The organism is Pantoea nemavictus (assembly GCF_037479095.1).
Lineage (GTDB): Bacteria > Pseudomonadota > Gammaproteobacteria > Enterobacterales > Enterobacteriaceae > Pantoea > Pantoea nemavictus.
Genome location: NZ_JBBGZW010000001.1, coordinates 1162080 through 1177476, shown reverse-complemented (window position 1 = coordinate 1177476; position 15397 = coordinate 1162080). Strand labels below are relative to the sequence as shown.

The following is a 15397-nucleotide window of genomic DNA, read 5'->3' as shown; positions in this document are numbered from 1 at the left end:
CCGTTTCCTTGTTAACCTGAAGACTCTGATGACTAACAACGCTTCCCGCTCCTCCTCTTTCCGCTGGCTGAAATGGCTGCTTCTTTTGCTTGTGCTGTTACTGGTAGCGGGCGTGATCTGGCGCGTGGTTGGCGGGCACGGCGGCATGCCGCCCGGCGCAGAGAAGGGCGCGCGCGGGGGACATCGCGCGGGCGCGGGCGGCCCGCCGGGCATGGCGATGATGGGCGGCGCTACGCTGGTGCACAGCGGCGTGGCCAGTACGGCAGATGTGCCGCAGTATCTGAATGCGCTCGGCACGGTGATCCCCAACGCCAGCGTCACGGTCACCAGCCGCGTGGCCGGTCAGCTGGAAAAAGTGTTCTTCACCGAAGGGCAGAAAGTCAGCGCCGGTCAGCTGCTGGCGCAGATCGATCCGCGCAGCTATCAGGCGACGCTGGCGCAATATCAGGGCGATCTCAATCAGAACCAGGCGTTGCTGAAAAGCGCGCAGTTAACGCTGGTGCGTTATCAGAAACTGGCGGCGCAGGATTCGCTGTCGCGTCAGGATCTCGACACACAAACCGCCACCGTGGGGCAATATAAAGGTGCGGTGGCCGCCGATGAAGCGCAGATCGCCAGCGCCAAGCTGGATATCGAATACGCGCGCATCACCTCGCCGATTAGCGGACGCGTCGGTTTGCGCCTGGTCGATCCCGGCAACATGGTGCAAACCAGCGATACCACCGGCATTGTGGTAGTGACGCAGATGCAGCCCGCCGCCGTCACCTTCAGCGTGCCGCAAAGCAACATTCCGCAGCTGACCAAAGCGCTGCACGGTGGACAAAGCTTACCGGCCACCGCCTTCGATCAGGACAACAGCACCCCGCTGGCGCAGGGCGAGGTGCAGTTCATCAGCAACCAGATTGATACAGCAACCGGCACCATCGCGCTGAAAGCCACCTTCCCGAACGAAGATGAAGCGCTGTTCGCCAACCAGTTCGTGAACCTGCGTTTGCAAACCAGCATCCTGAAAAATGCCACGGTGATTCCGGCGCAGGCGCTGCAGTTGAGCAGCGACGGCAGCTTTGTGTTTGTGATTAATAAAGACAACACCGTGACGCGTAAAGCCGTCACCAGCGGGCCAACGTTCGGTGACGATCAGCAGGCGATCCTTAAAGGCGTAGAACCGGGCGATCGTCTGGTGACCGAGGGCATTGATCGTCTGACCAACGGCAGCAAAGTGCAGCTGGCCGATGAGAGCAAAACCGGCGCGAGCGCGGCAAGCCAATGAATCCGTCGCGCCTGTTTATCCAGCGTCCGGTCGCCACCATTCTGCTGATGGTCGGCGTGCTGATCGCCGGGATTTTCTCCTATCGCTTTCTCTCGACTTCGGCGCTGCCGCAGGTGGATTACCCGACTATTCAGGTCACCACGCTCTATCCCGGCGCCAGCCCGGATGTGATGGCGTCATCGGTCACCTCGCCGCTGGAGCGCCAGCTGGGGCAGATGGCCGGATTGAGTCAGATGACCTCGACCAGCTCGAGCGGATCGTCAATCATCACGCTGAAGTTCAGCCTCGATCTGTCGCTGGATGTCGCCGAGCAGGAAGTGCAGGCGGCGATCAACGCGGCCAATAATCTGCTGCCGAGCGATCTACCGAATCCGCCGACCTATAAAAAGGTCAACCCGGCCGATACCGCGGTGATCACCCTGGCGGTAAGCTCCGACACGCTGCCGCTGACCCAGGTGCAGGATCTGGTTAATACGCGCGTGGCGCTCAAGCTGTCGCAGATTAACGGCGTCGGCATGGTGACGCTGGCGGGCGGCCATCAGCCAGCGATTCGCGTGCAGATGGATCCGAAAGCGCTGGCGGCGCATAAGCTGTCGCTGGAAGACGTCAATACGCTCATCAGCAACAGCAACGTTAACGGCTCGAAAGGCGGCTTCGACGGCAAATATCACTCGGTGACCATCGACGCCAACGACCAGCTGCGCACCGCCGATGAGTACGGCAATCTGATCATCACCTATCAAAACGGCGCGGCGCTGCGGCTGAAAGATATCGCGCATATCGAACAAGGACCGGAGAACAGCTTTCAGTCGGCGTGGGCGAATAACAGCCCGGCGATTGTGGTCAGCGTGCAGCGCCAGCCCGGTGCCAACGTGATTCAGGTGGTGGACAGCATCAAAGCGCAGCTGCCGAAGCTGCAGGCGGCGCTGCCGGACGGCGTGAAGATGAGCGTTCTGTCCGATCGCACGCAAACCATTCGCGCCTCGATCAGCGACGTGCAATTTGAGCTGATGCTGTCGGTGGCGCTGGTGGTGATGGTGACGTTCCTGTTCCTGCGCAACGTGGCGGCGACGCTGATTCCGAGCGTGGCGGTGCCGCTGTCGCTGATTGGCACCTTCGGCGTGATGTATCTGGCCGACTTCAGCCTGAATAACCTGTCGCTGATGGCGCTGACCATCGCCACCGGCTTCGTTATCGACGATGCGATTGTGGTGGTGGAGAACATTTCGCGGCGGCTGGAGGAGGGCGAAACGCCGATGCAGGCGGCGCTGAAAGGCTCGCAGCAGATTGGCTTTACCATTATCTCGCTGACCTTCTCACTGATTGCGGTGCTGATCCCGCTGCTGTTTATGGGCGATGTGGTCGGACGGCTATTCCGCGAATTCGCCATCACGCTGGCGGTGTCGATTCTGGTGTCGATGGTGGTGTCACTGACGCTCACGCCGATGCTGTGCGCTTATCTTTTGCAGCACATTCCGCCGGAGAAACAGTCGCGCTTTTCGCGCAAAGGCGGCGAACTGTTCGACAAGCTGGTGCGCGGTTACGATCGCCTGCTGACGGTGGTGCTGAATCATCAAAAGCTGACGCTGCTGGTGGCGCTGGCGACCTTTGCGCTCACCGCGCTGCTGTATATCGCCATCCCGAAAGGCTTCTTCCCGACTCAGGATACCGGCCTGATTCAGGGCGTTACCGTGGCGTCGCAGGATGTGTCGTTTAGCGAGATGTCGAAGCGCCAGCAGGCATTGGCGAAAGTGATTCTGCAAAACCCGTCGGTGGAGAGTTTGTCATCGACCATCGGCATCGACGGCAGCAACACCAGCCTGAACAGCGGGCGCATCCAGATCAACCTCAAGTCGTTTGACGATCGCGATGATAAAGCCGACGTGGTGATCACCCAGCTGCAGCAAGCGGCGGCGCAGGTGGCGGGTATTCAGCTCTATCTGCAACCGGCGCAGGATTTAACCGTTAACGATCAGGTCTCGCCGAGCCAGTATCAGTTCACACTCGATGATGCCGACAGCGAAAACCTGGTGAGCTGGACGCCGAAGATGGTCGCCGCGTTGCAGCAGCGACCGGAGTTTAACGGCGTGGTAAGCAATCTGCAGGATCAGGGCCGCGTGGCCTACGTGGAGTTGAACCGTGATAAGGCGGCGCGCTACGGCATTACCGCCGCCGATGTCGACACCGCGCTGTATAACAGTTTCGGCCAGCGGCTGGTCTCCACCATCTTTACCCAGGCCAATCAGTATCGCGTGGTGCTGGAAGTGGCGCCGCAGTACCAGCAATCTCCAGCGTCATTTGATGATGTCTATTTGCCAGTGACCAGCAGCACCAGCTCATCCAGCGACGACAGCAGCACGTCGTCGTCGGATGAGACCAGCACAACGACCGGCATGGTGAAACTGACCTCGATCGCCACCATTCATCAGCGCACCGGCTCGCTGATGCACATGCGGCTGAATCAGTTCCCGGCGGTGATGGTGTCGTTCAACCTCAACAGCGGTTATTCGCTGGAGGATGGGCAGAAGGCGATTGCCGAGGTGACGCAGCAGCTCAATCTGCCGTCGAGCATTACCCTGCGTTATCAGGGCGAAACCTCGGCGTTCCAGAGCGCTACCGGCAACACGCTGTGGCTGATTCTGGCGGCGCTGATCACCATGTACGTGGTGCTCGGCATTCTGTATGAGAGCTTTATCCACCCGGTGACCATCCTCTCAACGCTGCCGTCGGCGGCGGTTGGCGCCTTGCTGACGCTCTTGCTAGCGGGCAGCGAGTTCAGCCTAATCGCGCTGATTGGCGTGATCCTGCTGATCGGCATTGTCAAAAAGAACGCGATTATGATGATCGACTTCGCGCTCGAGGCGGAGAACAAGCAGCACATGAGCGCGCGCGAGGCGATTCATCAGGCCTGTTTGCTGCGCTTCCGCCCGATTCTGATGACCACCATGGCGGCGCTGCTCGGCGCGCTGCCGCTGATGCTGGCGTCCGGTTCCGGTGCCGAACTGCGCCAGCCGCTCGGGTTGGTAATTGTCGGCGGCCTGATTGTCAGCCAGGTGCTGACGCTGTTCTCCACGCCGGTGATCTACCTGTGGTTTGATGGCATCGCGCAGCGCGGCAAGCGCTATATGCAGCGCAAGCAGCAACAGGCGCGGGGCGATCGATGAACTTAACCCGGCTGTTTATCTTCCGTCCGGTTGCCACGCTGCTGCTGACGCTGGCGATCCTGCTGCTCGGGGCGCTGGGTTATCGGCTGCTGCCGGTGGCGCCGCTGCCGCAGGTGGATTTCCCCACCATTATGGTGAGCGCCAGCTTAGCCGGTGCCAGCCCGGAAACCATGGCGGCGACCGTGGCGACGCCGCTGGAGCGTTCGCTTGGGCAAATTGCTGGCGTTAGCGAAATGACCTCGACCAGTTCGCAGGGATCGACCAGCGTGATTTTGCAGTTTGATCTCGATCGCGACATCAACGGCGCGGCGCGTGACGTGCAGGCGGCGATCAACGCCGCGCGGAGCCTGCTGCCGAGCGCCATGGAGTCGCTGCCGACTTACCGCAAAGCCAACCCGTCGGATGCGCCGATTGTGATGCTGGCGCTGACTTCCGCCACGCGCACCCCGGGCGAACTTTACGATCTGGCCGAAAGCAAAATTGAGCAGGCGATGGGCCAGGTAAAAGGCGTGGGCGAAGTGTCGCTGATGGGCAGCGCCTTGCCGGCGGTGCGCATCGACCTGCAGCCGCTGAAGCTGACGCAGTACGGCATTTCGCTCGACACGGTGCGCAGCGCCATCGCCAACGGCACCACCAACAAGCCGAAGGGCATTTTGCAGGGCAGCAGCCAATCCTGGGTGGTGGACAGCAACGGCCAGCTGGATAAAGCCGCGCAGTATCAGGATCTGATCGTTAGCTATCAGGACGGCAAAGCGGTGCGCCTGCACGATGTCGCCACGGTTTACGATTCGGTGGAAGATCAGTATCAGGCCGGTTTCCTGGATTCGATGCCATCGGTGATGGTGGGCATCAAACGCCAGGCCGGTGCCAACATGCTCGACACTATTGATGCCATCAAAGCGCAGCTGCCAGCGCTGGAGAAAGATCTGCCCGCCGATACCCAGCTGAAAGTGGTGGTTGACCGTTCACCGACGGTGCGCGCCTCGCTGTACGACACCGAGGAGACGCTGCTGGTGGCGATGCTGCTGGTGATCGCCGTGGTGTTTGTCTTCCTGCGCAACGTGCAGGCGGTGGTGATTCCGGCTTTGGCGCTGCCGGTGTCGCTGATTGGCACCTGCGCGGTGATGTATCTGCTCGGCTACAGCCTCGATAACCTGTCGCTGATGGCGCTGATTATCGCCACCGGTTTTGTCGTCGACGATGCGATTGTGGTGCTGGAGAACATTACGCGCCATATCGAAGAGGGACTTAGTCCGCTGCGTGCGGCGCTGCGTGGCGCGCAGGAAGTGAGTTTTACCGTGCTGTCGATGACCATGTCGTTGATTGCGGTGTTCATCCCGATTCTGCTGATGGGTAGTATCGTCGGCCGCCTGTTCCGCGAGTTTGCCGTGACGCTGACGGTGTCGCTGCTGATCTCGATGTTTGTGTCGCTGAGCCTGACGCCGATGCTGTGTGCGCGCTTACTCAAGCCAAAAGCGAAAGTCACTCAGCGGCCGCATCCGCTGTATCAGTTTATCGAAAACCGGCTCAATGGATTGCTGGCGGCCTACTCGCGCGGATTAACCTGGGTGATGGCGCACCAAAAGCTGACCATGTTCAGCCTGGTGCTGACCGTGCTGCTCAATCTGTTCCTGTTCTCGGTGGTACAAAAAGGCTTCTTCCCCAATCAGGATACTGGCCTGCTGATGGGCGCGCTGCGGGCCGATCAGAACATCTCTTTTCAGGCGATGAAGCCGAAAATGCTGCAGTTCACCAAAATTATCCAGTCCGATCCGGCGGTAGAAAGCGTGATGTCGTCGATGGGCAGCGGCATGTTTGGTTCGCGCAACAGCGCCAACTTCTTTGTGCGGCTGAAGGATTTTGATCAGCGCGATGCCACCGCCACCGAAGTGGCCAACCGCCTGAGTCTGAAGACCAGCCATATCGCTGGGGCGCAGATGTTCCTGATGGCGGCGCAGGATCTGCATATCGGCGGGCGCAGCGCCAACGCCACCTATCAATACAGCCTGCAGGCCGACGATCTCGATCTGCTGCGCACCTGGACGCCGAAAGTGCAGGCGGCGCTGGCAGCCATCCCGCAGCTCAACAGCGTCGACTCCGATGCGCAAACCGGCGGCCAGGAAGTGGTGATCAACATCGATCGCGATCGCGCCACCCGGCTCGGCGTTAACGTGCAGATGCTTGATACCATGCTGAATAACGCCTTCAGCCAGCGCCAGGTCGCCACGCTGTATCACACCCTCAATCAGTATCACGTGGTGATGTCGCTGCAGGATAGTTACACGCGCGATCCGGCGATTCTCCAGCAGCTGTATGTGATTAACGACAGCGGCGATCGCGTGCCGCTGGCAGCGTTCGCCAGCTTTAAAGGCGGCAACGCGCCGCTGTCGGTGGCGCATCAGGGCCAATCGGCCACCAGCACCGTGGCCTTCAACCTTAACGATGGCGTATCGCTGGAGCAGGCGCAGGCGCTGATCAAGCAGGCGATGGCGCAGCTCGGTTTGCCGTCCACCATTCAGGCCGGTTTTGCCGGCACGGCGGCGGCGTTTGCCCAGCTCACCGCCACCATGCCGTGGCTAATCATCGCGGCGCTGGCGGCGGTGTATATCGTGCTCGGCGTGCTGTATGAGAGCTATATCCATCCAATCACTATTCTCTCAACGCTGCCGTCGGCGGGCGTCGGGGCGCTGTTGCTGCTGCTGCTCACCAATACGCAGCTGACGGTGATTGCGCTGATCGGCATCATCCTGCTGATCGGTATCGTGAAAAAGAACGCCATTATGATGATCGACTTTGCCATTCACGCCGAGCGCACGCAGGGCATGTCGCCGCAGCAGGCGATTACCCAAGCCTGTCTGATGCGCTTCCGTCCGATCATGATGACCACGCTGGCCGCCTTCTTCGGCGCGCTGCCGCTGGCGCTGGGCAGCGGTGGTGATGCTGACTTGCGCAGCCCGCTCGGCATGGCGATTGTCGGTGGTCTGGCGCTGAGCCAGCTGCTGACGCTGTTTACTACGCCGGTGGTTTATCTCTGGCTCGATCGTTTAAGCCGTGCCACGCAGCGTCAGTGGCTGCGGTTGCGTCATGTGGAATCCCGATAGATGAAAATGTCCGTGAAAATAACTCCCGTCCTGCTGGCGCTATTGCTGGCCGGTTGTGCCGTTGGCCCCGATTATCAGCGCCCCACCATGGCGATGGCGACCCATTTTAAAGAGGCTAAAGGCTGGCAGCAGGCGACGCCGCAGGATACCGCCAGTAAAGGCGAGTGGTGGCGGGTGTATCACGACGCCACGTTGGATAGCCTCCTGAAACAGGTCAGTATCTCCAATCAGAACGTCGCCAGCTATGCCGCGCAGTACCGTGAAGCGCAGGCGCTGACTGCGCAATCACGCGCCGCGCTGTTGCCGTCGGTGGGTTATGACGCCAGCAGCACGCGCAGCGGCAGCCGCGCCAGCACCAGTGGACAACGCAGCGTCAGCAACAGCCACGCCGCCGATCTCAGCGCCAGCTGGGAGCTGGATCTGTGGGGCAAACTGCGCCGCACGCTGGAGGAGAACAACGCCAGCGCCGAGGCCAGCAAAGCCGAACTGGCGAATATCACCCTGAGCGCGCAGTCCGAACTGGCGCAGGACTATTTCCAGCTGCGCATCATCGACGAGAAAATCGCGCTCTATCAGCGCAGCATTGATGCGTATCAGCGCTATCTGACGGTGATTGAAAACAAATATGCCGCTGGCAGCGAATCGCGCGCCACCTTAGCGCAGGCACAGATGCAGCTGGAGAGCGCTCGCGCTTCGGCGCAGGATTATCAGTGGCAGCGCGCGCAGATGGAGCACGCGATTGCGCTGCTGCTGGGCCGCGCACCGGCTGATTTTTCACTGCCGGTGGCGAAGCTGGATGCCGCGTTACCTGCCATCCCCAATAGCCTGCCCTCGCAGCTGCTGCAGCGTCGTCCCGATATCGCCTACGCCGAACGTAACGTGGCGGCGGCCAATGCGGCGGTGGGCGTGGCGATTGCCGGTTACTATCCCGATCTGACGCTGAGCGCCAGCGGCGGCGTGAGTTCATCGGCGATCAATAGCCTGTTCTCGCTGCCTAATCGTGTCTGGTCATTGGGGCCGGAGCTGAGCGGCACGCTGTTAGACTTCGGGGCCACCTCGTCGAAGGTGGAGCAGGCGCGCGCCGCCTATGATGCCAGCGTCGCCAGCTATCGCCAGGCGGTGCTGACGGGCATGGGCGAAGTGGAAGATTATCTGGTGCAGCTGAATACCCTGCAGGGCGAGATCGCCTCGCAGCAGCGCGCCACCGACGCGGCGCAGGAATCGGCGCGGGTAACGCGCAATCAGTATGATGCCGGGATGATCGACTATCTCGACGTCGCCACCACCGAGAACAGCAGCCTGGGCGCGCAGCAGAGTTTGCTGTCATTGCAGAGCACCCAGTGGGTCAGCAGCGTGGCGCTGATCGCCGCCCTGGGCGGCGGCTGGCAGGCGGGTTCGCCGTAACCTAGGTCGCCATTCAGGTACAAACCGGGCTGACGGGTAACAGTTTGCTCGCTGTCGTTAAAAATGTGCTCGCTGTAGCTAAATTGTGCTCGCTGCCCCCCATCCCGGCCTTCCCCCACAAGTGGGGGAAGGAGACGCTGCCACATGCAGCTTCAGAACTAACATATGGCAGCATCTTCCTCCCCCGCTCGCGGCGGCTGGCAGGCGGGTTCGCAGTAACCCAGGTCGCCATTCAGGTACAAACCGGGCTGATGGGTAACAGTTTGCTCGCTGTCGTTAAAATGTGCTCGCTGTAGCTGAATTGTGCTCGCTGCCCCCCATCCCGGCCTTCCCCCACAAGTGGGGGAAGGAGACGCTGCCACATGTAGCTTCAGAACTAACATATGGCAGCATCTTCCTCCCCCGCTCGCGGGGGATGTTCAGTCCGGGGAGATCGTGAACACTTGTTCGGGGACATGGTAGACACTTACAACTAAGGCATAAGAACCCGTTTATGGAGTCGCTTATGCCCTGGGATGCGAGAGATACCATGTCATTACGTACTGAGTTTGTTCTGCTCGCCTCGCAAGACGGGGCGAACATCCGCGAGCTGTGCCGCCGCTACGGCATTTCTCCCGCCACCGCCTATAAGTGGCTTCGCCGCTGGGCTGAGGAAGGGCCGTCCGGTCTTCAGGACCGCTCACGCACGCCCCGTCATTCCCCCGGCAGGTCGCCCGACGACATCACTGACCTGCTGCGTATGGCGCATGAGCTTCATCAGCGCTGGGGAGCACGCAAGATTAAGCGCTGGCTCGAAGAACGCGGACACCGCATGCCCGCCTTCAGCACCGTCCATAACCTGATGGCCCGCCACGGCCTGCTGCCGGGACTGGCTCCGGGTATCCCGGTCACGGGGCGCTTTGAACACGCGGCCCCGAACCAGCTCTGGCAGATGGATTTTAAGGGCCACTTTCCCTTTGGCGGCGGCCGCTGCCATCCGCTTACCCTGCTGGACGACGATGCCCGGTTCTCGCGGTGCCTTGTGCAATGCGCTGGAGAACGGCGCGAGACGGTACAGGAGCAGCTGGTCAGCGTCTTGGGGGGCTCCGGCCGGCCGGACCGGATGACGATGGATAACGGCTCACCGTGGGGGGACACGACCGGGACCTGGACGGCAGTGGAGCTGTGGCTGATGCGGCAGGGTATCCGGGTGGGCCACTCCCGGCCTTACCATCCGCAGACGCAGGGCAAGCTGGAGCGCTTTCACCGCAGTCTGAAGGCGGAAGTGTTGCAGGGAAAGTGGTTCGCGGATAGCGGAGAGCTGCAGCGCGCCTTCGACCACTGGCGGGCAGTCTACAACCTTGAACGCCCGCATGAGGCGCTGGATATGGCGGTGCCGGCGTCGCGCTATCAGCCATCATCGCGGCAGTACAGCGCCCGCGTAACGTCACCGGAATACGACGAGGGCGTGATGGTCAGGAAGGTGGATATCAGCGGGAAGCTGAGCGTAAAAGGCGTCAGCCTGAAGGCAGGCAAGGCGTTCAGGGGAGAGCGGGTTGGGCTGAAGGAGACGCGGGAAGACGGTTACTACGAAGTGTGGTGGTACAGCACAAAGGTGGGGGTGATCGACCTGAAGAATAAGTCGATCACCATGGGTAAGAATGTTAAAAAGTGTTCACCATGTCCCTGAACACCCGTTTACCATGTCCCCGGACCGTACAGGGGAGGACCGAGGAGGGGGACAGCCAGCACGGACCGAGGTGGGGGACAGCCAGCACGGACCGAGATGTGAGACAGCGCACCGTCCCGCCATCCGCAATTGCGTTTAAATCACCGCGCCACTTGTCGAAAAACCTGAGATCCTGCATCGTAAGAGCCATTTTTTGCGAATGCTAAGGAGCTGGCATGTTACTCACCTTCTTCCGTTTCCTGTTCCGCCTGCTGTGGCGTGTGGAGTTGCGCGGCGATCTCACGGCATTACATAAAGAAAAAGTGCTGATTACCCCCAACCACATGTCGTTTCTCGACGGGGTGTTGGTGGCGCTGTTTCTGCCGATCAAACCGGTGTTTGCCGTCTACTCGTCGATCAGCGAACAGTGGTATATGCGCCTGCTGAAGCCAATTATCGACTTCGTGCCGCTCGATCCCACCAAGCCGATGTCGGTTAAACATCTGGTGCGGATGATCAATGAAGGGCGTCCGGTGGTGATCTTCCCGGAAGGGCGCATTACCGTGACCGGCTCGCTGATGAAGATCTACAGCGGCGCCGGTTTTGTGGCGGCGAAATCTGGCGCTACCGTGGTGCCGATGCGTATCGAGGGCGCGGAATATACGCCGTTTGGTCGGCTGGCGGGCGTGTTTAAGCGCCGCCTGTTCCCGCGCATCACCTTGACGGTGCTGCCGGCAACGGTGATCCCGATGCCCGAAGCCAAACGCGCGCGCGATCGCCGTCAGTTGGCGGGTGAGCACTTACACCATGTGATGATGGAAGCGCGTATGGCGGTGCGTCCGCGTGAAACGCTGTTCGAGGCGTTTCTCGATGCGCGCCAGCGTTATGGGCTGATGAAGCCGTGCATCGAAGACGTCAACTTCAAGCCGGATAGCTACACCGGTTTACTGAAGAAAGCGCTCGGTGTGGGGCGCATTCTTGAACGCTATAGTCAGCAAGGCGAATACGTGGGCCTGCTGCTGCCGAACGCCACGGTGACGGCGGCGGCGATCCTGGGTGCATCGCTGCGCGGACGCGTTCCGGCGATGCTCAACTACACCGCGGGCGTCAATGGCATGCGTGCGGCGCTCACCGCTTCACAGGTAAAAACCGTCTTCACCTCGCGCCAGTTCCTCGAAAAGGGCAACTTGTGGCATCTGCCGCAGGGCCTGACAGAAGTGCAGTGGATTTACCTGGAAGATCTGAAAGATACCGTCACGCTGAAAGACAAACTGTGGATTGTGGCGCATCTGCTGATGCCGCGCCGCGCGCAGGTCAAGCAGCAGCCGGAAGATGCCGCAATGGTGCTGTTCACCTCCGGTTCAGAAGGCAATCCCAAAGGCGTGGTGCATTCACATAAAAGCCTGCTGGCTAACGTAGAGCAGATTCGTACCGTGGCGGACTTCACGCCGCGCGACCGTTTTATGTCGGCGCTGCCGCTGTTCCATGCTTTCGGTTTGACGGTTGGCCTGTTTACGCCGTTGCTGACCGGCGCGCAGGTCTTCCTCTACCCAAGCCCGCTGCATTACCGCATCGTGCCGGAACTGGTTTATGACCGTAACTGCACCGTGCTGTTTGGCACCTCGACCTTCCTCGGCAACTACGCGCGTTTCGCCAGCCCGTATGATTTTGCGCGGCTGCGCTATGTGGTGGCCGGGGCGGAGAAGCTGCAGGAAGCGACGCGTCAGATCTACATGGATAAATACGGCATTCGCATTCTTGAAGGCTACGGCGTGACCGAGTGCGCGCCGGTGGTGGCGATTAACGTGCCGATGGCGGCAAAAAATCACACCGTGGGCCGTATTCTGCCCGGCATGGATTCGCGTCTGATTTCGGTGCCGGGCATTGAGCAGGGCGGTCGCCTGCAACTGCGTGGTCCAAACGTGATGAACGGTTACCTGCGCGTGGAGAATCCCGGCGTGCTGGAAGTGCCGGTGGCCGATAACGGCGAAGGCGAAATGGAAGCGGGCTGGTACGACACCGGCGACATCGTCAGCTTTGATGAAGGCGGTTTCTGCCAGATTCAGGGCCGTGCGAAGCGCTTCGCCAAAATTGCCGGTGAGATGGTATCGCTGGAAATCGTTGAGCAAATCGCGCTGAAAGCCTCGCATGAGAAGCAGCATGCCGCATCGCTTCGTCCGGATGGTAATCGTGGTGAAGCGTTGGTGTTGTTCACTACCGATAGCGAACTGGGCCGCGACACCTTGTTGCAAGCGGCGCGTGAGATCGGTGCGCCGGAGCTGGCGGTGCCGCGCGATATCCGCGTGATGAAACAGCTACCGATGCTGGGCAGCGGTAAACCGGACTATGTCAGCCTGAAGCAGCTGGCGGAAGAGGAACAAGCATGAGCCAGGTGTTAAATAAGGATGCACCGCTGTTATCGCGCAACATGCTGGCGGTGATTGTGGCGCAGTTCTTCTCGGCGTTTGGCGACAACGCGCTGTTGTTCGCCACGCTGGCGCTGCTGAAGAATCAGTTCTATCCGGACTGGAGCCAGCCAATCCTGCAAATGCTGTTTGTCGCCACGTACATTCTGCTCGCGCCCTTTGTTGGGCAGATGGCAGATAGCTTCGCCAAAGGTCGGGTAATGATGTTCGCCAACAGCCTCAAGCTGCTGGGCGCGCTGATCATCTGCTTTGGCTTCAATCCGTTCCTAGGCTATACGCTGGTGGGAATTGGCGCGGCGTCCTACTCGCCGGCCAAGTACGGCATTCTGACCGAAATCACCAGCGGTGAACGCTTAGTGAAAGCCAATGGCTTAATGGAAGGCTCGACCATTGCGGCGATTCTGCTGGGTTCGGTGGCGGGCGGTATTCTGGCGGACTGGAACCTGGTCGCCGCGCTGGTGGTGTGTGCCATGACGTATGCCATGGCGGTGGTGGCGAATATCTTTATTCCGCGCCTGACGGCAGCGCGTCCGGGCCAGAGCTGGCATTTTGGCGCGATGCTGCGCAGCTTCGTGGTGGCGACCAAAATACTGTGGCGCAACGGCGAAACACGTTTCTCGCTGCTCGGCACCAGCTTGTTCTGGGGCGCAGGCGTGACGCTGCGTTTCTTGCTGGTGCTGTGGGTGCCGGTGGCGCTCGGCATCAGCGACAATAAAACCCCGACCACGCTGAATGCGATGGTGGCGATTGGCATCGTGATTGGCGCGGCTGCGGCAGCAAAACTGGTGACGCTGCAAACCGTGCGTCGTTGCATGCCGGCGGGCGTGCTGATTGGCGTGATGGTGGTGGTGTTCGCGTTACAACAGAGCTTGCTGAATGCTTATCTGGTGCTGATGCTGATTGGTGCGCTGGGTGGGTTCTTCGTGGTGCCGCTCAATGCGCTGCTGCAGGAGCGCGGCAAAGAGTCCGTGGGTTCCGGTAACGCGATTGCGGTGCAGAATCTGGGTGAAAACAGCGCCATGCTGCTGATGCTGGGGTTGTATACCGTGGCGATTAAGCTGGGTGCGCCTGCGGTGGCGACTGGTGTGGGATTCGGTGCGATTTTCGCCGTGGCAATTGCGGTGCTGTGGTGGAAAAGCCGTAAGTAACGCAGCGCAACATACCGTAGCGGCGCAATTTATGCGCAAAGTTGGCATGAAGCTAAAACTACGCGCGATAAATCGCGCCGCTACGGAAATGTGCGTATATTTGTAGCGGCGCAATTTATTGCGCAAGGGATGCAGAATGCAATTTATGGCGCGGGATAAGTATATTGGCGATGAATCGCTTCCAGCTCCTCTAACACCTCGGCGTTCAACGTCAGATTGAAACTCTCCACGTTAATCTTCAACTGCTCCAGCGTAGTCGCGCCTAACAGGGTGCTGGCAACAAACGGCTGCTGACGCACGTAGGCCAGCGCCATCTGCGAAGGATCCATATTGTGCTTGTTCGCCAACGCCACGTATGCGGCAATCGCCTGCTGTGACTGATCGCCGCTGTAGCGGGTAAAGCGGCTAAACAGCGTATTGCGCGCACCGGCCGGTTTCGCACCGTTCAGGTATTTACCACTCAGCGTACCAAACGCCAGGCTTGAATAAGCCAATAGCTCAACGCCTTCATGCTGGCTGATCTCCGCCAAACCGACTTCGAAGCTGCGGTTCAGCAGGCTGTACGGGTTCTGGATGGTGACGATACGCGGCAGCTCATGCTTCTCCGCCAGCTGCAGGTAGCGCATCACGCCCCACGCGGTTTCGTTCGACACGCCAATGTAGCGAATCTTACCGGCGCGCACTTGTTCCGTCAGCGCTTCCAGCGTCTCCAGCAGCGTGACCGGTACGCTGGAATCGGTATATTGATAACCCAGCTTGCCGAAATAGTTGGTCTGACGCTGCGGCCAGTGCAGCTGATAGAGATCGAGATAGTCGGTATTCAGGCGTTTCAGGCTGGCATCCAGCGCTTCACGGATATTTTTGCGATCCAGCGCCTGATGCGGGCGAATCGAGGCATCCGCGCCGCGTACCGGTCCGGCAACTTTGCTGGCCAGAATAATTTTGTCACGGCTGCCGCGCTTCTTCAGCCAGCTACCAATATATTGTTCGGTTAATCCCTGGGTTTCCGGGCGCGGTGGCACCGGATACATTTCCGCGGTATCAATCAGGTTAATGCCACTGCTAACCGCGTAATCGAGTTGTGCGTGGGCGTCGGCTTCGCTGTTCTGCTCACCAAACGTCATGGTTCCAAGCCCCAGCTGACTCACTTCCAGCGTGCTATGGGGAATACGGTGATAGTGCATTTGCCGGCATCCTTTTTTCATTATGAAAGGGAATGTTGTGTCCTTTGGGACT

8 protein-coding genes are annotated in these 15397 nt (G+C 60.1%); 7 read left to right on the top strand and 1 reads right to left on the bottom strand.

All coding sequences use genetic code 11. The features are described from left to right. The first annotated feature begins 28 nt into the window (after nt 1-28). The 7 genes from WH298_RS05425 to lplT all read left to right on the top strand — a co-directional run bounded on the left by WH298_RS05425 (nt 29) and on the right by lplT (nt 14161). A complete protein-coding gene (locus tag WH298_RS05425) occupies nt 29-1270 on the top strand; it encodes an MdtA/MuxA family multidrug efflux RND transporter periplasmic adaptor subunit (RefSeq protein WP_180822392.1) in 1242 nt (413 codons plus the stop codon). Continuing rightward, nucleotides 1267-4434, top strand: coding sequence for an MdtB/MuxB family multidrug efflux RND transporter permease subunit (locus WH298_RS05420; RefSeq protein WP_180822391.1), 3168 nt, complete (start codon nt 1267-1269; stop codon nt 4432-4434). Before WH298_RS05425 ends, WH298_RS05420 begins: the two co-directional genes overlap by 4 nt. Then, complete coding sequence (locus WH298_RS05415; RefSeq protein WP_180822390.1) at nt 4431-7535, top strand: efflux RND transporter permease subunit; 3105 nt, start codon at nt 4431-4433, stop codon at nt 7533-7535. The genes WH298_RS05420 and WH298_RS05415 overlap by 4 nt, the downstream gene beginning before the upstream one ends. After that, nucleotides 7536-8939, top strand: a complete 1404-nt coding sequence (locus WH298_RS05410; protein WP_180822389.1) for an efflux transporter outer membrane subunit — start codon at nt 7536-7538, stop codon at nt 8937-8939. 505 nt (nt 8940-9444) lie between these two features. Continuing rightward, complete coding sequence (locus WH298_RS05405; protein ID WP_422616022.1) at nt 9445-10608, top strand: IS481 family transposase; 1164 nt, start codon at nt 9445-9447, stop codon at nt 10606-10608. Between the two features lie 215 nt (nt 10609-10823). Continuing rightward, nucleotides 10824-12974 carry a bifunctional acyl-ACP--phospholipid O-acyltransferase/long-chain-fatty-acid--ACP ligase gene (gene aas, locus WH298_RS05400; protein WP_180822387.1) on the top strand — a complete coding sequence of 717 codons (2151 nt, stop codon included), beginning with the start codon at nt 10824-10826 and terminating at the stop codon, nt 12972-12974. Next, entirely contained in the window at nt 12971-14161 is a 1191-nt protein-coding gene (gene lplT, locus WH298_RS05395) for a lysophospholipid transporter LplT (protein WP_180822386.1), read from the top strand. The genes aas and lplT overlap by 4 nt, the downstream gene beginning before the upstream one ends. A gap of 143 nt (nt 14162-14304) precedes the next feature. On the opposite strand, the gene WH298_RS05390 is transcribed toward lplT, so the two are convergent. After that, entirely contained in the window at nt 14305-15345 is a 1041-nt protein-coding gene (locus WH298_RS05390) for an NADP(H)-dependent aldo-keto reductase (protein WP_180822385.1), read from the bottom strand. Nucleotides 15346-15397: the final 52 nt, after the last annotated feature.